The sequence below is a fragment of the Pseudomonas sp. OE 28.3 genome (assembly GCF_014268205.2).
Lineage (GTDB): Bacteria > Pseudomonadota > Gammaproteobacteria > Pseudomonadales > Pseudomonadaceae > Aquipseudomonas > Aquipseudomonas edaphica.
Genome location: NZ_CP077082.1, coordinates 2,520,085 through 2,540,610 on the forward strand (window position 1 = coordinate 2,520,085; position 20,526 = coordinate 2,540,610).

At 58.2% G+C, this 20,526-nt stretch carries 16 protein-coding genes and 3 pseudogenes; 7 read left to right on the forward strand and 12 right to left on the reverse strand.

The window, feature by feature from the left end; all coding sequences use genetic code 11:
• Positions 1-7: 7 nt before the first annotated feature.
• The 9 genes from HU759_RS11535 to HU759_RS11575 all read right to left on the reverse strand — a co-directional run bounded on the left by HU759_RS11535 (position 8) and on the right by HU759_RS11575 (position 9,231).
• A complete protein-coding gene (locus tag HU759_RS11535; protein WP_017139032.1) occupies positions 8-601 on the reverse strand; it encodes an NAD(P)H-dependent oxidoreductase in 594 nt (197 codons plus the stop codon).
• Positions 602-740: 139 nt separating this feature from the next.
• Positions 741-1,316, reverse strand: coding sequence for an acyl-homoserine-lactone synthase (locus HU759_RS11540; protein WP_017139033.1), 576 nt, complete (start codon positions 1,314-1,316; stop codon positions 741-743).
• 159 nt (positions 1,317-1,475) lie between these two features.
• The gene (locus tag HU759_RS11545) at positions 1,476-2,177 is read right to left on the reverse strand and encodes an autoinducer binding domain-containing protein (RefSeq protein ID WP_032865893.1); all 702 of its coding nucleotides are present in this window, start codon (positions 2,175-2,177) and stop codon (positions 1,476-1,478) included.
• Between the two features lie 209 nt (positions 2,178-2,386).
• Positions 2,387-3,379, reverse strand: coding sequence for a LacI family DNA-binding transcriptional regulator (locus HU759_RS11550; protein ID WP_017139035.1), 993 nt, complete (start codon positions 3,377-3,379; stop codon positions 2,387-2,389).
• Positions 3,380-3,461: 82 nt separating this feature from the next.
• Positions 3,462-4,964: a sucrose-6-phosphate hydrolase gene (locus HU759_RS11555; RefSeq protein WP_186617386.1), complete on the reverse strand. Its 1,503-nt coding sequence runs from the start codon at positions 4,962-4,964 to the stop codon at positions 3,462-3,464.
• Entirely contained in the window at positions 4,961-6,106 is a 1,146-nt protein-coding gene (gene ugpC, locus HU759_RS11560; RefSeq protein ID WP_099547695.1) for a sn-glycerol-3-phosphate ABC transporter ATP-binding protein UgpC, read from the reverse strand. The genes HU759_RS11555 and ugpC overlap by 4 nt, the downstream gene beginning before the upstream one ends.
• A gap of 27 nt (positions 6,107-6,133) precedes the next feature.
• On the reverse strand, positions 6,134-6,976 hold the full coding sequence (locus tag HU759_RS11565; protein WP_017139038.1) for a carbohydrate ABC transporter permease: 843 nt from the start codon (positions 6,974-6,976) through the stop codon (positions 6,134-6,136).
• Complete coding sequence (locus HU759_RS11570) at positions 6,973-7,935, reverse strand: sugar ABC transporter permease (protein ID WP_099547696.1); 963 nt, start codon at positions 7,933-7,935, stop codon at positions 6,973-6,975. The genes HU759_RS11565 and HU759_RS11570 overlap by 4 nt, the downstream gene beginning before the upstream one ends.
• Positions 7,936-7,956: 21 nt before the next feature.
• The gene (locus HU759_RS11575; protein ID WP_186617442.1) at positions 7,957-9,231 is read right to left on the reverse strand and encodes an ABC transporter substrate-binding protein; all 1,275 of its coding nucleotides are present in this window, start codon (positions 9,229-9,231) and stop codon (positions 7,957-7,959) included.
• A gap of 164 nt (positions 9,232-9,395) precedes the next feature.
• Between HU759_RS11575 and HU759_RS11580 the strand changes: the two genes are divergently transcribed.
• Both HU759_RS11580 and HU759_RS11585 read left to right on the forward strand, forming a co-directional pair.
• Positions 9,396-10,961 carry a carbohydrate porin gene (locus HU759_RS11580; RefSeq protein ID WP_017139041.1) on the forward strand — a complete coding sequence of 522 codons (1,566 nt, stop codon included), beginning with the start codon at positions 9,396-9,398 and terminating at the stop codon, positions 10,959-10,961.
• 22 nt (positions 10,962-10,983) lie between these two features.
• Positions 10,984-11,197 (forward strand): annotated as a pseudogene (locus tag HU759_RS11585) (helix-turn-helix domain-containing protein); the annotation flags it as partial.
• A 390-nt stretch (positions 11,198-11,587) separates the two neighbouring features.
• Here the strand turns inward: HU759_RS11585 and HU759_RS11590 are convergent.
• Positions 11,588-12,074: pseudogene (locus HU759_RS11590) on the reverse strand (SDR family oxidoreductase); the annotation flags it as partial.
• An 11-nt stretch (positions 12,075-12,085) separates the two neighbouring features.
• On the opposite strand from HU759_RS11590, the pseudogene HU759_RS11595 reads away from it, so the two are divergent.
• The 5 genes and pseudogenes from HU759_RS11595 to HU759_RS11615 all read left to right on the forward strand — a co-directional run bounded on the left by HU759_RS11595 (position 12,086) and on the right by HU759_RS11615 (position 17,827).
• Positions 12,086-13,221: pseudogene (locus HU759_RS11595) on the forward strand (IS66 family transposase).
• Positions 13,222-13,290: 69 nt separating this feature from the next.
• Positions 13,291-13,698: a DUF3224 domain-containing protein gene (locus HU759_RS11600; protein ID WP_017139043.1), complete on the forward strand. Its 408-nt coding sequence runs from the start codon at positions 13,291-13,293 to the stop codon at positions 13,696-13,698.
• A 268-nt stretch (positions 13,699-13,966) separates the two neighbouring features.
• On the forward strand, positions 13,967-15,229 hold the full coding sequence (locus HU759_RS11605) for a serine hydrolase domain-containing protein (protein ID WP_186617388.1): 1,263 nt from the start codon (positions 13,967-13,969) through the stop codon (positions 15,227-15,229).
• Positions 15,230-15,345: 116 nt separating this feature from the next.
• Positions 15,346-16,683 (forward strand): alginate export family protein, encoded by a 1,338-nt coding sequence (locus HU759_RS11610; RefSeq protein WP_099547698.1) that lies wholly within the window; start codon positions 15,346-15,348, stop codon positions 16,681-16,683.
• A gap of 40 nt (positions 16,684-16,723) precedes the next feature.
• Positions 16,724-17,827 carry a polyamine ABC transporter substrate-binding protein gene (locus tag HU759_RS11615; protein ID WP_099547699.1) on the forward strand — a complete coding sequence of 368 codons (1,104 nt, stop codon included), beginning with the start codon at positions 16,724-16,726 and terminating at the stop codon, positions 17,825-17,827.
• 46 nt (positions 17,828-17,873) lie between these two features.
• Here the strand turns inward: HU759_RS11615 and HU759_RS11620 are convergent, their stop codons facing one another.
• Together HU759_RS11620 and HU759_RS11625 are read right to left on the reverse strand one after the other, a co-directional pair.
• Positions 17,874-18,485 (reverse strand): TetR/AcrR family transcriptional regulator, encoded by a 612-nt coding sequence (locus HU759_RS11620; RefSeq protein ID WP_170038675.1) that lies wholly within the window; start codon positions 18,483-18,485, stop codon positions 17,874-17,876.
• A gap of 99 nt (positions 18,486-18,584) precedes the next feature.
• Positions 18,585-20,339, reverse strand: a complete 1,755-nt coding sequence (locus HU759_RS11625) for a sigma-54-dependent Fis family transcriptional regulator (protein ID WP_186617389.1) — start codon at positions 20,337-20,339, stop codon at positions 18,585-18,587.
• Positions 20,340-20,526 lie beyond the last annotated feature (187 nt).

Consider the following 20,526-nt stretch of genomic DNA (forward strand, 5'->3'; position numbering starts at 1 on the left):
TGACGCCTTATTGCAGCAGGGCGATTTGCGCCTGCTCGGCCTGCAACAGCATGTTTTCGTAGAGCTGGTCGGCGGATGCCTGGTCCTCAATGACCTGTTCGGCGACATTCCGAGCGGTGACGTCGATTGATTCGTCATCGATGAATACCGATTCGTAAATCCCGACAACAGGCAGGTAGATACCTTTGACATACGCCACCGTCTGCTGCAAAGGCCTGAGCAATTCATCCAGTGTGTAACGGTTGAACCCGCCAGCGCGGTAGCCTGTGGATGGTGCACCCACCGTGGTGATGATCATGAACTCCTTGTTCTTGAGCTTGTCGCCGCCGCGTGCGTAGGCATAGCCGGGGGTGAACACTTCATCGATCCACTGTTTCATGATTGCCGGGCAGGAATACCAATACAACGGAAACAACAACACGATGCGGTCATGGGCATCGAGCAACGCTTGCTCTGCATGAATATCGAACCCGGTGGGCGTGACCGCGCTGGCCAGGCTATGGACCTTGACGCCACGATGGCTGATCTTGCTCATGATCGCGGTATTGACGCGGGAAACCGAGAGATCAGGATGGCCAGAAATGACAATGACGTTTTTCATGTAGGGCGCGTGTCCTTTATAGAGTCGGTTGGAATGCCGATGCAGCACTATTTAAGAGTAGGTGCCTGAGGTTGTAACCTAACCTTTTGGGGAGTCGGCTTGGCCAACTTGCCGGCAGCGGCAGGCCTTTCGTGGTGCTTCAGGCCACTGCTCGATCAACAAGGCTGGGCGGTACCCTGATCCAGTTGGCCATGATCTTATGCCCGTCGATTACGGTCAGCTTGCCCTCGCAATGCGCGTCGAAGCCCGCTTTGCGCAACAATCGGGCAATCCCCGGCGGAGAGACCGTGATCAATTGGCGAACCTCGTGGCGAGCCGCGACCTTGAGCACTTCGTGCAGTAGCGCCACGGCGTTCGGCGATGACAGTGAATGGCCAGTGAAGGTCTGTTGTTGCAGGTCGACGGCGGCAAAACGGGAGATTTCCCAGATGTCTGCGGAATGAGGGAGTGCCTGGCCGCCAATCACCTGGGGGAACACCTCTCCCAGCAGATAGGGCTTGTGCGTGGGCAGCAGCCGCGCTACGCCGACGATGCGCGGGCCTTGATGGGCGATCACGTATACCGTGTCGTCGCGGTCGAATTGATCCAGTTCCTCACCGATCGCACAATCCAGATGCCATCCAAGCTTCTCGACAAATACGCGATAGCGATAGAGCAACAGGGCCTGCCACAGTTCTATCGGTAATGTAAGGCGCGTACCCGTGGTCATATACATGAGGAACCCTCGGCAAATAATCGAGGGGCTATTCGGCAGAATAATCGAATGCTTAGGTACTGCTCTTTTGGGCAGGTGTGCCGCCAAGGTGCGAGTATCATTATTATTGTTATCACTCAGCGACCTTAACGCATCAGAGGTGCGGAACTGAGTTGTGTGTCAGACGAGCAAGCCCAGTGAAGTGGCGCGCACTACGGTAGCGGTACAGTTATGGACGCCCAGTTTCGAGCCTGCATTGCGCAGGTGAAACTTGATGGTTTCCCGCGATAGCGAGAGGATCAAACCGATCTCGTGGGCGGTCTTGCCGTCGGCTGCCCACTTAAGGACTTCACATTCGCGCCGCGACAGCGATTTTTCCTGTGGTAATTGCCAGTGCGGTGTCAGCACGCGCAAGAAACCCTGATGGGCGACCTGCACCAAAAAACGCATGTATTTTTGATTGGCGGCAAGCTCTTGGGTAGTAATAGGGTCATTGGGGCGCGCCAGTGTCAGCATGCCGCCGCTGCCGCGGCCGTCCAGACAGGATTGCGCCCAACCGTGGGCTAGTCCGACGGCGCGGGCTTCCTCCCACATCTGCGGGTTTTGCTGGGTCATTTGCTCGTCCCAGACAATCGGTACCGTCGATTTCGTGCAGTGTTGTACCGTCGGGTCCACGGCGATGTATTCGCATTGGGTATAGCGTTGTCGCCACGAAGGCAGAAAGTTGTTGCTCATCACGACCTTGGGGCGGGTGACGGGTATAGGTATTCGGATCCCATAGGCGCAATAGTCAAACCCTAGATGTTTTGCAGTGCTTACGATCCGGGTCAACAATTCAACTTCGGTTCGGGCATTGTCGATCGTGTCTAGCAAATCATCCATCCACTTCACTGTCATTCTCCTTGAATTGACCTTGTTACGTTCTATCTGCGCCGAAAATCACTTTCGGAGGCACTGATGACGCAGGGCAGTGTTGTCATGGCTGGGTTGACTGATCGGCCACAACCACGCCGAGCCAGCAATGCCTGCCCCTGTCGTGCTACCGGTAGCTGGATAACTGAGGGCGGCTTTCGCCGAATTAACTAAATCCTTTATAGCGATGTCCTGGCAACCAATGGGCAATCAACTGGCTGGGCTCCGGATACGTCGAGGGCTTCGATCAGGTGCCGGGCGGCCCTGCGCCCGATCTCGTAGTACGGCAGTTGTACCGTTGTCAGCGGTGGGATGAACAGTTCAGCGATACCGATCATGTTGTCGTAGCCGAGTACTGCGACATCGTCTGGAATTTTCAGGCCACGGCCCAACAACAACTGATAGGCACAAAAGGCAATGCGGTCGTTGCCACAGATCAGAATGTCGAATTGGGGACGACCGTCCATGATGTGCCTGTCGAGGATGGCTGCGGTTTCACCATAGGCGTCATGATCAGAAAGGTCGTATTGCAGGAGTGCGTCAGGCGCCAGGCCGAATGCCTGACAGGCGCGCTGCATGCCTTTTTGTCGCAGGTGCCAGGCCAGGCTCTTTTTGGGCAAATTGATACACAGAGGGCGCCTATAGCCCTGGCTCAGGGCGTGGTGTACCGCCCGATACTGTCCCATTTCGTCGTCTGGCACATAACTGACCAGGTGACTGTCATCGGCCAGGCAATTGGCGAGTACCAGGGGTTTGCTCTTCAAGCGCTCAGGAATGCACACCTGGCGTAACCCCATGGCACTGAAGATCAGCCCGTCGGGACGGTGCGATAGCATCAGGTCGATATTCTGGTCGCTGGGCGGGTTGCTTAGCAGATTGAGGATAAAGACATTCCAGCCAGCTTGCTGCGCGGTCTGTTCGATGGACAGCAGCAACTCGACGGCGAACGGTGTTGTAGCGGTGTCCAGTGCGAACACACCGATGGTTCGACTCTGGAGGTTGTCGCCGCGAATCTTTCGCGCCGACATGCTCGGTACGAATTGCAGTTCGTCAATGGCACGACGCACCCGTTGATAGGTTTCGGGGCTCAGTTTTTCCGGATTGCTGAGCGCTCGGGAAACCGTCATCAGGGACACGCCGGCCAGCCGTGCAACGTCTTTCACTGAAGTCATGCGAAGAGAAACCGGTCAGATTGACGACGAATCATGACACATGACACATGGTTTGCGCTTCTCGCGACTCCAATGACGCTGCTCATAACCATCCCGAGGCGAGAGACCATGCCCTGGAAATCGAGACACGTCCGCCACTCCCGCTTGCAACAAGCTTCACACCCAAACTACCGGGCTGTGGGTATAGGCGACTGCTGAGGCTGAAACGCCCGTTTTCGTCGAACACCTCAATGGACGAGCGATCGAGGAACACACGCAGTGCCAGCAAGCCTTGTGTCGGGTCTATCGCCACGCTGCGCTGACCGGTGACTTGTGCGCCTGAGTGGCTGCGGTCAAGTACCAGGCGCTGCAACACCGCGTCGTAGTAGAGCAGGGTCTGTTCATGGCCATCGTCGCTACAGCGCAAGGCGATCCCCAAGTGCCCATCGGTGCAGTCGAGCACATCCAGGTGCACATGGATTTCCAGCCTATCGCCATTCACGTGCGGCACGTCCCGGGTTCCCGGCTCATCCCACCAGGGCGTACTCGGCAACGCTGCCTGGCGCAGAGCGGTGAGCTCCCGTGCCGGAAACATGCAAAGGCGATCTGCGCTGAGTTCAAGCTCGCGTGGCAAACCGAGCATGCCGCACCAATGATGGGCCTGGCTTGGCATCGGGCTTTCCCACATGTCGAGCCACGCCCACACGAGGCGACGACCATCGGGGGCCAATAGCGTTTGTGCGGCATAGAAGTCGTGGCCATTATCGAGCTCGATAAAAGGCCCGCCAGTGAAGTGCCACTCGTTGTCGAGTCGGCCCACTCGGTAACCCGTCTGGTACTTGTTGAGCCGTTCGTAACCTTCGGACTGCATTCCTTGAGGGGAGTACAGCAGTACATCGTGTCCGTTCAGCCGAAACAGGTCCGGGCATTCCCACATATAGCCATCACCCTCGCTGCCGCTTGCCACATAGTCGAGAAACTCCCAGGCGTGCAAATCGGTGGAACGGTACAACGGCAGCAGCGGCGTATCGCCCAGGCGTGCGCCGACAATGAGGTACCAGCAGCCATTTTCCTTCCATACCTTGGGGTCACGAAAGTGCATGATGGTGTCTTGCGGTGGGGTCTCGATGACGGCGCCATGCTTGACGAACTGGATGCCGTCAGTGCTGGTGGCCAGGCACTGAACTTGACGGATCAAGCGTTCATCCCCCACTTCTCCCAGCCAGGTGTGGCCGGTGTAGATCAGGGCCAAGGTCTCTCCACACACCACGGCACTACCGGAAAAACAACCGTCACGGTCGAAGTCTTCGCCAGGTGCCAGCGCGATGGGCAGGTGCTGCCAATGAACCAGGTCGGTACTCTTGGCGTGCCCCCAATACATAGGGCCCCATTTGGCTTCGAAGGGGTAATGTTGATAGAACACGTGGTATTCGCCACGAAAGTACACGACCCCGTTAGGGTCGTTCATCCAGCCTGCCGGGGGGGCGATATGATAATCGGGTCGATAATCCTGGATGACGCGAGACAGGCCATCAGTCAGTGCACGCTGCGCAAGGTCGAGGCAGGAAGACATTGGATCGCTGATGTTATTTGACGGCATGGTCATAGGGCCTGTACTCGGACTGCGTGCAGGGAGACATCACTGCGCGGGTTTTCAACAGTGTGGGGGGGGCGCTTCAAGGCAGTGCCGTCCTCGCCGAACAGGTGCAGGTTGCCGATGTCCAGCTGCAGCTCGACCCGATCGCCAGCCTGCCAGCCGGCGCTGACCTCACAACGACAGATCAGTGGCTCGTCCTGACCTGTTTCGAGGTGCACATACGTTTCGCTGCCAAGGTATTCGACCCCGGTCACGACGATTCCGGCGTCTGCCTCTGCCGCTTTGAGCGAAATGTGCTCGGGGCGAACCCCCAGGGTCAGCAGCGTACCCGCCGCCAGGTCGGCGCTCTCGAAGGGCAGGGTGGTCATGCCCAACACGGGGGCGTCGACCAGGCTGGTGGCTCCCGGGGCCTGCAGGCGTGCCGCCAGAAAATTCATTTTGGGCGAGCCGAGGAAACCGGCGACAAAGCGGCTTGCTGGACGCTCATAGAGTTCACGCGGTGAGCCGACCTGCTCTACGCGACCGCCGTTGAGCACAACAATTTTATCCGCCAGGGTCATCGCCTCCACCTGATCGTGGGTGACGTAGACCATTGTCGAGCCAAGTCGATCATGCAGCCGGGCGATTTCGTTGCGCATCTGCACCCGCAAGGATGCATCCAGATTGGAGAGCGGCTCATCGAACAACAAAATGTCCGGTTCGCGCGCCATGGCCCTACCCATCGCCACACGCTGACGCTGCCCGCCAGACAGTTCCTTTGGCTTGCGTTGCAGCAGTTTGTCCAACTGCAGGATTTGCGCAGTTTTCAGCACGCGCTCGCGCAGACTGGTCTTTTCAGTCTTGGCCAGTTTGAGACCAAAGCTGATGTTGTCGTAGACGCTCATATGCGGGTACAGCGCATAAGACTGAAACACCATGCCGACGCCACGCTCGCGCGGTTCCAGGTCGTTGACCCTTCGCCCGTCGATCAACAAGTCGCCGCCGCAGATGGAATCCAGCCCGGCGATCAGTCGCAGCAGGGTCGACTTTCCGCAACCCGAAGGGCCAACGAAGACCACGAATTCACCCGCAGCAATCTCCAGGCTGACGTCGCGAAGAATCCGTGCGCCGCCCAATTGTTTGTTCACATTATCTAGCTTCAATTTGATCACGATGCTGTTCCTTGTAGTTGTTGGGCATCAACCCTTTAGCGCGCCGGCAGTGAGGCCGGAAACGATTCGACGCTGGAAGATCAGCACCAGGACCACCAGTGGGACGGTGACCAGTACCGATGCGGCCATCAACAGCCCCCAAGGCAGCTCATGGGGGCTCCCGCCGGAAATCAAGGCGATGGCAACAGGCACCGTGCGTTGTGAGTCTGTAAGGGTGAAGGTCAAGGCGAACAGGAACTCGTTCCACGCGGCGATAAAGGCCAACAAACCGGTGGTGACCAGTGCGGGCCATAGCAGTGGCAACAGCACCCGGGTAAGCGTGACCCAGGGCGAAGCGCCATCCATGATTGCCGCTTCTTCCAGTTCATGTGGGAGTTGACCCATGAACGTGGTCAGCACCCAGACGGTGAAGGGCAGGGTGAAAATGGTGTAGCTCAGGATCAACGCCCAAGACGTGTTGTACAGGCCCAGAGCGCGGATCACTTCGAACAGCCCCGACAGTACCGCGACCTGGGGAAACATCGACACGCCCAGCACCATCATCAATACCGTGCCACGCCCACGGAATTTCACTCTTCCCAAGGCATAGGCGGCAGTCACACTGAGGAACAGCGCCAGCGTCACCACGCAAAGCGCGACCGTCAGCGAGTTACCGATAGCCCGCAGGAATGAGGCTTGGTGGAGTACCGTCGCATAGTTGGAAAAGTCGGGATTGTCGACCCAGTAACTGACCTCGAACAAAGCGCTGGACGGCTTTAGTGACGTCACGATGGCGTAATAGAAAGGGAAGACCGCATACAGCAACAAAACCCCGATCAGGCACCAGAACCCGAAGCGCAACAGCGCTTTTTTGAGTAAGCGCAGGCTCATGCTCGAACCTCCATTTGACGGCGTCCGAGGTAGAGGTAAAGCATGGCGATTACCGCAACGACCAGAAACAGCAGAGTCGAGGCCGCGCTGCCATAGCCAACATCCTGGAACTCCACCAAGTGTTGGCGGGCATAGACCGACATGCTCATGGTGCTGGAAGAGTTTGAGGTCAGCACATAGATGACGTCGAATACCCGCAGGGAATCGAGGATGCGGAAGATCGCGGCCACCAACAAGGCTGGCATCAACAGTGGAAGCGTAACGCGCCAGAACACTTTCAGCGGATGAATACCATCGACCTTGGCGGCTTCGTAACAATCGCTCGGCAACATCTGCAAGGCAGCCAGCATCAGTAGCGTGACAAAAGGCACCGTCTTCCAGACGTCGACGATGATGACCGCCCACATCGACAGATCCGCATCTGCTGTCCAGGCCAGGGGAGCATCAATCAGGCCGACGCTCAGCATCATGTGATTGATGATGCCGAACTGGTCGTTGAGCATCCATGACCAGATCTTCGCCGAGACAATGGTAGGAATTGCCCACGGAATCAGAATCAGCGCACGCACCAGGGAGCGGCCGGTGAACTTGGTGTTCAGCAGCAACGCCACCAGCAGCCCCAGGACGACTTCCAGTCCCACCGACACCACGGTGAAATGCAACGTGTTGCGCACGGCGTTCCACCATTGTGGATCAACCAGGATGCCCGACCAGTTGGCGCCGTCGCGGGACAGATAATTGCTCAAGCCCACGAAGGATCCGCCACCGGTGTCCGCCAGGTCGGCGTCGGTCAGGCTGAACCAGAATGTCCGTAGCAGCGGCCAGGCGGCCACCAGGGCCAGACACAGCAACATCGGTGTCAGAAACAGCCAGGCAGCGCGTATTCGGCGACGCTCTATGGGGGTTTCCCTGATGAGCAGGCGCTCATCAGGGCAGGCATGGGTAATAGAGGCAGGCATGGTGATTTTCTTCCTTGTGGCTTACCAGTTCTTGCGTTTGATGCGCGTGAGTTCGCTTTCCAGTTCGGCCAGTGCCTGATCGACAGGCAACTCGCCTGCCAGCACGCCATGCACTCGATCGAAGAACGCATTGGAGACCCGTGGGTAACGCTCGGCGGTGATTGAGGCGGGGCGCATGACCCCGTCGCTGAGAATGCGGTGGAGCTGACTGTAATAAGGCATTGACGCGAGCAATTCGGGGTCCTGATACAGCGACTCGATAACCGGGTTATAGGCGCCGATCAGGGCACGGTGTTTTTGCTCTTGAGCACTGGTGAGGTAGCTCACCAACTCTGCCGCGAGTTTGGGATGAGCGCTGTAACGGGATACCGCCAGGCCCCAGCCGCCGAGCGTGGACGCATGGCTACCGGTCATGCCGCCTCGGGGCAGGGGAGCAACCCCAACCTTGTCCTTGACGACACTGTCCTGGCTTTGCACCAGGGCCCAGACATAAGGCCAGTTACGCATGAACAACGCATTTCCCGACTGGAATACGCCACGTCCTTCTTCCTCGGTGTAGTTGAGTACGCCGCGTGGGGAGATGTCGCCTACCCAGCTTTTCGCCAGGGCCAAAGCAGTTCTTGAGGCCTGACTGTTGACCACGATCTCTCCGCGTGGATTGACCAGCCCGCCTTCCGGTTGGCTGCTGATCCACTCCAGCGCATTACACGTCAGCCCCTCGTAAGCGCGTCCCTGGAAGATATAACCCCACGCATTGGCGTTCCCGGCGTTGCGTTCAGCCTGTTGAACCTCCCTGGCGGTAGTGGTCATTTCCTCCCAGGTCTGGGGAACCTGCTTGTTGTACTTCTCGAGCAAGTCCTTGCGGTAATACAGCAGGCCCGAGTCGGTGAACCACGGCATCGTTACTAGCCGTCCATTCACAGTCGCGTTATCCACCTGTGCCTGGAAGTAGCCTTGCGTCGCATCGGCGGGCAGCACGTCGCGCAAATCCAACAGATGTTTGGCCAGCATCCCGGGCCACACCATATCGATTTGAATGATGTCGATGTCAGTGGACTGCGCGCTGAGAATTTGTTGGTAGAACGACAACCTCTCGGTCGCCGAGTTAGGCGTGGAAACCACTTGGACGTTGTGGCCGGTCTGTTTGGACCATGCCTCGACTGCCTCTTTGCAGAGTTGCAGCTCCGCACCCACCGCGCCGCACGAGATCGTCAAATCGGCTGCGTTCGAGACGGATGGAAGTCCGACACAGAGGGTGAACAGTGCGGCAGGAAGAAGAGATTTCAGATGTTTCATTGATCGCCCTTTATTTTTGTTTTTGGAGAAGTTAACGTTAACACGGCCAAATGTATCAGTGTATTTGCGATAAGACATCCTTTTTTCGCCAATTGGAACAACTCGCAACTCACGCAAAAAAGCCCGGTTGCGGGAGCAAACAATAAAAAAATAGGAAATCCACCATGCGGAAAGGATCAAACTGGCTACTTGCAGGTGTGCTCGGCACATCGGCGGCAACCTCTCAGGCCATGACTCTGGAAGAGCGCATGGCCGCGTTTGAAGCCCGTGCCAGCGCAGCAGAACAGCGTGCAGCCGCGGCTGAACAGCAGACCCAAGCACTTGCCAGGGAACTGCAGCAGATCAAACTCGCCACACCTCCCTTGCAGCCCGCCGCGTCTACAGCGAAAGTCATTGCGGAGCCTGCTTTGGACACCCGGGTGGCGAAACTCGAAGCCCGTCAGCAAAGCCTGGAGAAAGAGGGCAATACCGGACACCTCACGGATGGGTTCAGCTTCCACGGCTATGCCCGCTCTGGATTGCTGGTCGACGAAGGGCTTGGTGGTGGCCGTGGTGGCCCTTATACAACGCCGGCCGGCTCGGTCGGTGGCGCAGTCGGGCGACTCGGTAACGAGGACGACACCTACATGCGTATAGACCTGTCGAAAGAAATCTATGCGCAAAACGGTACCCGTTCCAAATTCACGGTCTCCATCGCCGACGGGGTGGAAAGCTCCAATGACTGGACGGCCGACGAGAGCAAACTGAACGTACGCCAGGTGTTCACCGCGCTCGACCATGTGGCGGCGTTCAAAGGGAATTCAGTGTTCGAGAACGCCACGCTGTGGGCAGGCAAGCGATTTGATAGAGATAATTTCGATATCCACTGGTTGGACTCTGACGTTGTCTACCTGGCCGGCACCGGCGGTGGCATTTACGATGTGCAGATGAACAAGAATTGGCGCTCCAATTACTCCTTGATTGGGCGTAGCTACGGGGATTTCAGTCAGGGCGGTATTAATGCCAATGTGGAAAGCTACATCCTGACCTCCAACCAGTTCTTCGAGGAGGGTCAATGGCAGTGGATGTACAACGCCATCGGCGCAAAGAAAAACGATTTCGGTACCCGCACCAATAAGGCAGGTTTGACGCCTGCGAATTCCGGCTTGCACACCATGTTGGCCAATCACCAGAAAAACTTTTTCGGCAGAGAAGGCTTCTTCAAAACCGCGCTGCTCTATGGGCAAGGCCTGGGGGCCGAGGTCAAGAACGTTGGCTCGGACGGTGAACTGATTGACGACGCCCGCGCTCTGCGTCTTGCACTTTACGGTGAGACGCCTATTGCGCCTGACTGGCGCATCGGGCCCAGTTTGCTGGCCGAACAGAGCAAGGACAGATACGTCAAGGGTGACGACTACCGCTGGCTAACCCTCAACGTGCGATTGGCTAACCAAATCAACAGCAACTTCGAGATGGCCTACGAAATGAGTTGGCAAACCATGAAGCTCGACCCCAAGGGCTATCTACAACGTAATGCGGTCGACGGTAACTTCTGGAAATTCACTGTCGCCCCGACATTCAAACTTGACGTTGGAGATCTTCTCACACGCCCCGAATTGCGAGTGTTCGCAAGCTTCATGAACTGGTCTTCGGATCTGGACAGATTCAGTACCACAGACTCCTTTGGCATGACGGACTTCCACGCTGGAGGCGTATGGCAATACGGCATACAGATGGAAACCTGGTTTTAATATTTGAACGCGTCCGGCCAACCGCCTTCAGCGCACCTGTCGGCTGTTGTCGCAAACAGAGATGTCGGCTGCAGACATCTGCTTTGAAGTTGGCTATGAAGACCTCTCTAACTTCAACAGACACTTTCGCATCGAAATGGAACAGACACCGAGCGAATATCGTCGCGGAACAGGCAATGACGTTATTCAATCGAAACGGTGCTCATCAATCCCTGCCTTTCACCAAAGCGCATTGAGTAAGTGATTACCGGTCGAAGCTGATCAGCCAGCAGTTGTCCCTACGACAAGAAAATGAGGAAATGACGATGATATTGCCTCGCGCAGTGGTATTTGGCGAAGCCCTGACTGAATCGCCCCGGGTTTCGTAGACACCTCTTTGCCTTACATTGGATTAATATCGAGCCGTGTGAGTTGCATGGGATTAATCATTAAGATGGGGGGGCCGTAACATAACGCATTTACGTCCCCCGGTAACCGGGGTAAGTTGGATTTCTTGCCTATACGGTTAAGTTATTTCAGCAAATGAATGCTTCATGAGTCTCCAGGTGGCGGCCTATTGGCCGCCCCTGATCCAAAAGTGCAGAAGTATTGAGTCTTAATAACAAGCTTGCGCAACCTATGAAGCCTCAATCTTCAATGTTGCCCATCGCTGTGGTATTGAAGCCGCCATCGACATACAGTATTTCGCCGCTAATTCCGGACGCCAGCTCCGAACACAAGAATGCGCCAGCGTTGCCAACTTCTTCGATAGTAACGTTGCGGCGCAGTGGAGTCTGCGCCTCGTTAGCCGCGAGCATCTTGCGGGCCTAGTGAGCCGGCAAGATAACGTACACTGGCTTCGAGAGAGGCTTTTGCCATGCCCATGACGTTATAGTTAGGCATGGTGCGTTCCGTGCCCAGGTAGGAAAGTGTCAAAAGGCTGCCATTACGGCCTGCCATCATTTTACGCCCTGCCTTGGCCAGCGCGACGAAGCTATAAGCGCTGATATCGTGGGCAATCCGAAAACCTTCACGGGTGGTCGATTCGGTGAAGTCGCCCTCAAGTTGGTCACTGGGGGCGAAGCCGACAGAGTGCACAATGCAGTCCAGGCTGTCCCAATGAGCGCCCAAGGCTCGCGGCGCAGTTGCTGTCCCAGGTTGATTCTCTCGGGCAGCAGGTCGACCGGATGGGCAAGAAGAACGACCGCTACCAAACCATCATCGAGCAGCTCACCCACGAAATCGCCTGGTTCAAACGTAATAAGTTTGCCAAGCGCAGTGAGCAATTGAGCCCTGCCCAAGGCTGCCTGCTCGACGACCTGCTCGACACCGACATCGCGGCCATCGAAGCCGGGCTGAAGGCGTTGAATCCGCCGGCTGCGCCGGCCTGGCGATCGCCCGCTCGACACTGGCGCAGTGGGTCGGCCAAACTGGCGTGCAGTTCCAACCCTTGGTCGACGCACTGCGCGAAACAGTGCTTGCTCAAGGCGTGATCCACGCTGACGAAACGCTGGTGCAGATGCTCACGCCGGGCGAGAAGAAAATCCATCGCGCTTATGTCTGGGCCGACTGCACTACGCCTTTTTCGGCGCTCCAGGCAGTGGTGTACGACTTCAGCCCAAGCCGTGCGGGCGAACATGCACGCAGCTTTCTTGGCCAGTGGAATGGCAAGCTGGTTTGCGATGATTTTGCCGGCTACAAAGCCAGCTTCCAACAAGGCATCACGGAAATCGGCTGCCAGGCCCACGCCCGCCGCAAGTTTTTCGATTTGCACGCGACGAATAAAAGCCAACTGGCTGAGCAGGCGCTGCACTCAATTGGCGGGTTGTGCGAAATTGAACGGCAAGCGCGGGAAATGACCGACGAAAATCGCTGGCGAATACGCCAGGAAAAAGCGGCCCCCATTATCGACGCACTGCATACCTGGATGTTGGCCCAGCGTGATCTTGTGCCCGAAGGGTCGGCTATCGCGAAAGCTCTGGATTACAGCCTCAAACGCTGGACGGCACTGACTCGATATATCGAGGACGGGGCTGTGCCCATAGATAATAACGCGGTCGAAAATCAGATAAGGCCGTGGGCACTTGGACGCTCGAACTGGTTGTTCGCGGGGTCGCTACGCAGTGGTAAGCGGGCAGCTGCGATCATGAGCTGGATTCAGTCCGCCCGCATGAATGGGCATGATCCTTATGCGTATCTGAAAGATGTGCTGACGCGCCTGCCGACGCAGCGAGCAAGTGAGATCGACCAACTGCTGCCACAGCATTGGATCTCGGCCTGACGTTCTCAACGTGAGGGTGCTCTTGCATTAGAATGACCGCTCAACTCATATGGAACAGGATTGATCCGAATGGAAGCGCGAGCCACTTTTTCCTCCAAGAATTTCAAACCAACTGACCTGACTCTCACGCCCGAAATTACAACAGGCTTACCAGTGTCGATCAGCTCCATGGAAAAGTCCTATACAGGAGCTATCGATGGTATTTCTTCAACAGCCTTTACTGCGGCGTTCGACCAAGCGTCAAGAAGGGGCAGCTACATCGCGATGGAGAGCTTCAAGGGTACGGTGAATGGGGTAGAGGGTTCCTTTAACTTCATTCATTCCGCCTCCACTACCGGAATTGATCGTGCAGATGAGTTTTTCTGCATAGTTGGAGGCAGTGGTACGGACGGTTTGAAAGGGATATCAGGGTCAGGAGGGATCACAATTGACACCGATGGAACGCACCATATTTGGTTGAATTACCACCTCGAATAATTTAACAAACCGTAAGGGGCACCGCCCCTGACGCACCAGGGAGGTGTCCTGGCTAGGTGCTTACCGTGGCTTTGCCGGACGCTTACCTTTGATCGACGGTAACAATCCACGCAAAGGTAATGTGTGACCACACAGGCTGCAGTTGCCCCGGGCACTGCGTGCAAGGGGATATATTTTCATGGTAAAAAGTTTTATTGACTAAAATATTATATGGGGTAATTATTTCTCTGCATCTGCTTCATGCAGAGTCATCTTCAGGGTTACCCCGATGAGTCATAAAGCCCAATTCTCCCTCGCGACTTCTTATGTCGAGGCCAATGAGTCTTCATTGGCCACTCGCGTGGCGCCGCTGCTGATGCAGGGGTTTCCCGCCGCGCCGGAACACCGGGTAACGTGGAACAACTGGATGCGCACGCCCTTCAATCAGTGGGGGTTCCGTCATCTGGCGCGACTGCGCCCCAGCATTGATGTGTCGGCGGGGCCAGGGCCTGTCGGTCAGCTTCAGGAGGCCCCGCGCGCGCTGGATCAGCTGTGTTTCGACAGTGAGAGTGGGCTGGGCATCCGTGTGATCGAGCACCTTGTCGCCAGCCAGACGGACGCCTTTTTGGTGATGCAGGGTGACACGGTGTTGTACGAGCGCTACTTCAACGGTCAGCGCGCCTGTGACCGGCACATCATGTTCTCGGTCACCAAGTCGCTGATCGGTACCTTGGGTGAACAGTTGGTGACGCGCGGCGTGCTCAAGCCCGAGCGGCCGGCCGCTTACTACGTGCCTGAACTGGCGGGCAGCGCATTTGGCGATGCGACGGTACGCCAATTGTTCGACATGGCGGTGGGCATCGACTACAGCGAAGTGTATGACGACCCCAATTCACAAAGCTCGCAGTACGGCTATGCCTGCGGCTTTCAACCGGCACCGGCGCAGTACGCGCAGTTCGAATCGTTGTACCAGTACTTGCCATCCCTCAAGAAACGCGGCAGCCACGGGGGCTTTTTCCATTATGTGACGGCCACCACCGAAGCCTTGGCCTGGGTCATGGAGCGTGCCTCGGGCAAGGCGTGCAGTCAGATGCTGGAGGAGGTCTGGGGGCACCTGGGGTGCGACCGCGACGGCTATTTCCTGGCCGATCCCTGGGGCCGTAACGTGGCCGGGGCGGGCTTCAGCGCCACCTTGAGAGACATGGCGCGTTTCGGTCGCCTGCTGGCCAACAACGGTTGCCACGACGGCGTTGAGCTGCTGTCGCCCGAGACTGTGGCCCGTATCACCGCCGGCGCGGATCCAGCGATCTACGCGCAAAATGCTGAGTTCTCCCGCTGGACGTCCGGTGCGTCCTATCTAAGCCAGTGGTACGTGTTCAACGACCACAGCCAGGCCCTGATGGCCGGGGGTATTCACGGCCAGTACCTGTTCATCGACAAGCCGTCCGGCGTAGTGATCGTCAAGCAGTCTTCGCTTACCGATGCGGTCAGCCCATTTGATACTGACAGCGTGCGCATGCTGCGCGCGATCGCCGCCCACCTGAGCCACTGACCCACGCCAAACAATAAGAGTTTTGCGTTCTATTCACCTGGCTTGCCCAGGTGTTGGCGGCGCCCTGCGTCGCCATTGACTGCCCTGTAACAACAATAATTCCACAGGAGCTTCTTATGGTATTCAGCAAGCGTTTCTCTCGAGCGCTGTTGGCGGTCGGCTTACCCTTGACCACCCACGTCGCATTCGCGGGCTACACCTTTGAGGACGGCGATCTCAAGGGCGAAGTCAATCTCACCGCAGGCGGGGCAACGTTGTTTACCCGTGGGGTCAACTTCGGCAGCGGCCGGGTCGATGCGCGCAACGGTAAAAACGGCGGCGCCCGGATCAACTGGCAAGAGGTTTACGTAAAACCGGGGGTCAAACTCGAGTACGCGCTGCAACCGGATTTCAGCCTGCTCGCGGGCGGTTCCCTGGTGGCGGCGAGCACCTTTGGCGATGGTGACGCGGGTGGCTTCAGCCGCAGTTCCGATGGCAAGGCCGCCGCCGAAGAACTCTATGGCGGTTTTCGCGCCGGCGAGTGGAAGCTCACCGCCGGCCGCCAGAACTACATGATCGGTACGGGGTTCATCGTCATGGATGGCAACCTCGACCAGTACAAGGATGGCGCTTACTGGCTCGGCCCGCGAACCGCGTTCAGGGATTCGGCGATCCTCGCCTGGGATCATGGTGCGCTGAAGTCTCAGGCTTTCACCTTGCGCACCGATGATGACTTGGGCGATTTTCGCATGACCGGCGTCAACCTGGATTACAACCTCGATGACCAGGTGACGCTCGGCGCCATGGCCATGAAGGTCAATGCCCTTGGCCCCAGAGGCAGCACGCTCCCGCGCCGCCGGGACGGGATGCAGGTGTATAACCTGCGGGCGCTCAACGCCAAAGTGCCCGGCGTACAGGCGCTGACGCTGAATGCCGAGTACGCGCTGGAGCGGGGCAGCGGCGAGGGTGTCGATTACGCTGCCAGCGCCTGGTATGCCCAGGCCGACTATGCCTTCAACACCTTGCCGCTGACGCCGGTCCTTGGCTACCGCTACGCGAGCTTTTCCGGCGACGACAACCTCACCGACAACCGGCAAAAAGCCTGGGACCCACTGAGCAAAGGCTTCGTCGACTGGAGCACGTGGCTGGTCGGGGACGTGGTCGGCAACTACCTGCTGTTCAACAGCAACGAAAATGTCCAGCAGTTCTCCCTCAAGACCCACCTCAACGAAACCCTGACCCTCGGCGCGATTCACTACCAGTTCTGGCTGGATGAGAAAAACTACCTGGGCGCACCGGTCAGCGATCGGCGCTTTGCCGACGAAAGTGTGGTTTTCCTCGACTGGACACCCACGCCGTCGTTCTATACGTCGCTGTCCTACAACTGGGTCAAGCCACTGGCCGCCGCCAAACAGGTGTTTGGCGATGACCAGACGTTCAGTGCGCTGGAACTGTATTTCACCTACCGCTATTAAGTGCTGCGAGCCATCGCGGCCGCGCTGGAGTGTTTTGATCATGAACAGATTTCTGCGTAATACCGTACTGGGCACTGTCGCCTCGTTGCTCATCAGTGGTGTTTGCCTGGCTGAAGAACGCACCGTACGGATCTACAACTGGATCGAATACCTGCCACCCGAAGTGCTGAAGAGCTTCGAGGAAGAAACCGGCATTCGGCCTATTTATGATGTGTTCGACAGTGCCGAAACCATGGAGTCCAAACTGTTGACGGGCAACTCCGGGTACGACGTGGTGTTCCCCGGCACCGCTAACCTGGGGCACTTGATCACGGCCGGTGCCGTGCAACCGCTGGACCGCAAGCAGTTGCCCAACTGGCAGCACCTGGACCCGCAGTTCATGCAGTCCCTGGAAGCCGTGGGTGACACCGGCAACCGCTACGCCGCGCCTTACCTGTGGGGCACCACATTGATCGGCTACAACGTCGACAAGGTGCGCAAAGCCCTCGGCCCCGACGTGCAAATGAACAGCTGGGACATCATCTTCAAGGAAGAAAACCTCGCCAAACTCGCCAGTTGTGGCGTGGGTTTTCTCGACGCCGGCAACGAGATCCTGCCGATTGCCTTGCACTACAAGGGCCTCGACCCCAATAGCCAGAAGCGTGAGGACTATGTGCAAGCCCAGGCGGTGATGATGAAGATTCGCCCTTACGTGACTTACTTCAACTCGTCGCGCTACGGCATGGACCTGGCCAACGGTGATATCTGTGTGGGCGTGGGCTGGTCCGGCGGCGTCGCACTGGCCATGCGCCTGGCAGATGCCGCCGGCAAGGGCGTCAAGGTCCAGATGGCACTGCCCAAGGAAGGCGCGCCGATGTGGTCGGACGTGATGATGATCCCGGCCAAGGCCCCTGATCTGGCGGAGGCCCATGCGTTCATCAATTACATCCTGCGCCCGGACGTGATTGCGCGCATCAGCAACAAGATCGGCTACCCCAACCCGAACAGGGACGCTACCGCGCTGGTGGACGCCAGCATCCGCAACGACCCCAACATGTATGTGCCGGACGAAGCGCGCAAGACCCTGTTTGCCCTGGAGCCGATTCCGGCCGCCGTGGAGCGCATCCGTACCCGCACCTGGACCGCCATCAAGAGCAACCGATGATCTGTGTGACCCGGTGCGTGCGCGCCGGGCTCGACTCAGGAGGCAATCAGGCCTGCATGCCGTAAAACACCAGCTCGGTGATACGCCTGACCTGCAGGGAGTGCGCGTCGATATCCGGGTGTTCCTGGTTTACCAGCCTGAACAATTGCAGGTGCGAATAGTCGTTCAACAGGAACGCGGCCAATTCCACATCGAGTTGCGCGCGCAGCTTGCCGGCCCGTTGCAGTTCCCGCAGCAGTTCGCTGATTTCGGCCCTGAGCGCATCGTTCATGGCCCGGTAGCCTTCGGGCAGTCCATTGCTGCCGCCGAACAGGATCAGCGGCAGCAGTTCACGCCACAGGCTGGGGTGCATGACCTCCAGGGCATAGCCCGTGAGCAGGCGTTCCAGGTGGCAGAGCGCTTCGACCGGGTCGTCTATTTGGTGGATCAGGCTGCGGGTGTCGGTGATCGCGCGTTGATCGGCGTGGTGCAGGATCTCCAGGATGATTTCCTGCTTGTTGCCGAAGTACTTGAACACCGTCGGCGGCGACACTCCGGCCTGGCTGGCGATCTGTTCGATGGTGGTGTTCTGGAAACCCTGGCGCTCAAACAGTTCGACCGCAGCTTCACTGATAGCTTGCCGGCGCTCGGCTTTCTGACGTTCACGCAGTCCACTCACAGGAGATCCTTGTCACGAATAATAAAGAGGGGCGCGTGTCGGCCCCATACCCCTGCAAAATACTTAATTGGGTAAAGCTTTTAAAGCACTAATTGCCATTCAAGGAGTTTGCCGCCGGTGCTTCTTCATACGGTAAGCAAATTGAGCACGGCTGAGCCCCACGAGCCTGGCGGCCGCGGCCAGGTTGCCGGCGCTTTGTTGCAATGCTTCAGTGATCAGGCGCGATTCAAGGCCTTCAATGGAAACCCCCTGGTCCAACGGGTCGAGGGTATCCAGCAGCGTCGAGCGAGGCGCCTGCGCGGTATTTGACAGGCTGCCTTGGTCGTCGAGGCCATAGGGCTCGGCGGGCATCGGTTCGTTGCGAAACAGATGCACCAGGTCAATGGCCTGGCCTTCGTCGCTGGCGATCAGGCCGCGTTCGATGAGGTTTTGCAGCTCGCGCACATTGCCCGCGAAGTCGTAGCGCAGCAACGTCTTCAGGGCGCGCATGGTCAGGCCTGCCGGGGTCCGGGCGTAGTCCTGGCAGAAGCGCGTCAGGAACGCATTGATCAGTAGCGGGATGTCGTCCCTGCGTTCACGCAGCGGGGGCAGGGCGATGGGGTAAACGTTCAGCCGGTAGAACAGGTCTTCGCGAAAGCTTCCGTCTGCCACGGCTTTACGCAGGTCGATATTGGTGGCGGCCACCACGCGCACATCCACCTTGATCCCGCGCACCCCGCCGACCCGTTCGATTTCCCGTTCCTGCAAGGCTCGCAGCAACTTGCTTTGCCCGGGCAGGCTGAGGCTGGTGATTTCATCCAGGAACAGGGTGCCACCCTGGGCCCGTTCGAATCGCCCGGGGCGCGAGTGCGTAGCGCCGGTATAGGCGCCGCGTTCGACACCAAAGAGTTCGGCCTCCACCAGGTTATCCGGGATGGCGGCGCAATTGAGTGCCACAAACGGGCTGTCATGGCGACGACTGAGCTGGTGCAGCTGGCGCGCAAACATCTCTTTGCCCACACCGGACTCACCGCTGATCAGCACCGTCGCGGGCGTCAGTGCAACCCTTTGCAGCGCTTGCATCGCCGCGTTGAACGCAGCACTGGCGCCTACCAACGGTTGCAGCTGGCGGGTTCCGCCATTGCTGCCCACGGGGCCTGCGAGCGTGGGGGTGGCAGGGCCAGTGACGGCCTGGGACACATTCAGGTAGCGCAGGTCCTGTTCGACATCACCCCATTGCTCGGCCGTCTTGCCAATCACGCGGCAACGGCGATGGCCCATGCCACGGCATTCCACTTCGCGGAAAATCACCATTTGCCCGAAGAGGCCACTGACGAAGCCGATGGCGTAGCCGGTTTCGGTCCAGCACACCGGGTCCTGGCCGATGCCGTAAGCCCCTATATGTTCATCGGCTTCGCACGAGTGGTGCCAGAGAAATTCCCCTTCATAGAACCCCGAGTCGGCATCGAACTTGAAGTGCAGCGGTTCGACCTTGGTCATGCCTTCCAGGGTGTGCAGGTGTGTCCCGGCGCGAAACACCGCGGCGGCATCGGCCTGTGGCCAGCGCTCGCGGATCAAGCGCGCATCCCGTGCGCCGGAGGCATAACCGGTGCGGGTGAACAGGCCCCGGGCCTGGTCCAGTCCCAGGCGCTCGATGACCTCGGCGCGCAGGGCGCCGAACGACGAACTGTGCAGCAACAACATGCGTTGATCGTTGAGCCAGATGCGCCCGTCTTCAGGGGAAAAGAACAGGCAGTCGGCCAGTTCCGCAGTGGTGGGCGAGCTGCTGTCACTGAGTTGGCGACTGTCGCCTCGCGGAGGGTAGGGCGCGCTGGCCACCCGGTCGTCGGGCAGCGCGCTGTGGGGATTAGTCATTGTTATGCCCCTGCAAAGCGAGTGATCGATATGAGCAACTGCTCAGATAGTTATAAAACATAACCTTATCAATTGAACAAGTGGCTGAGCCCGGGTTTTTTGCGGGTCAACGCCCCAGGCGTGTGAGCGTTGCGCGGCAGGCCTCGACCCAGAGCCCTCGCCGGTTTATGTGCGCGCCGTTGCGTGC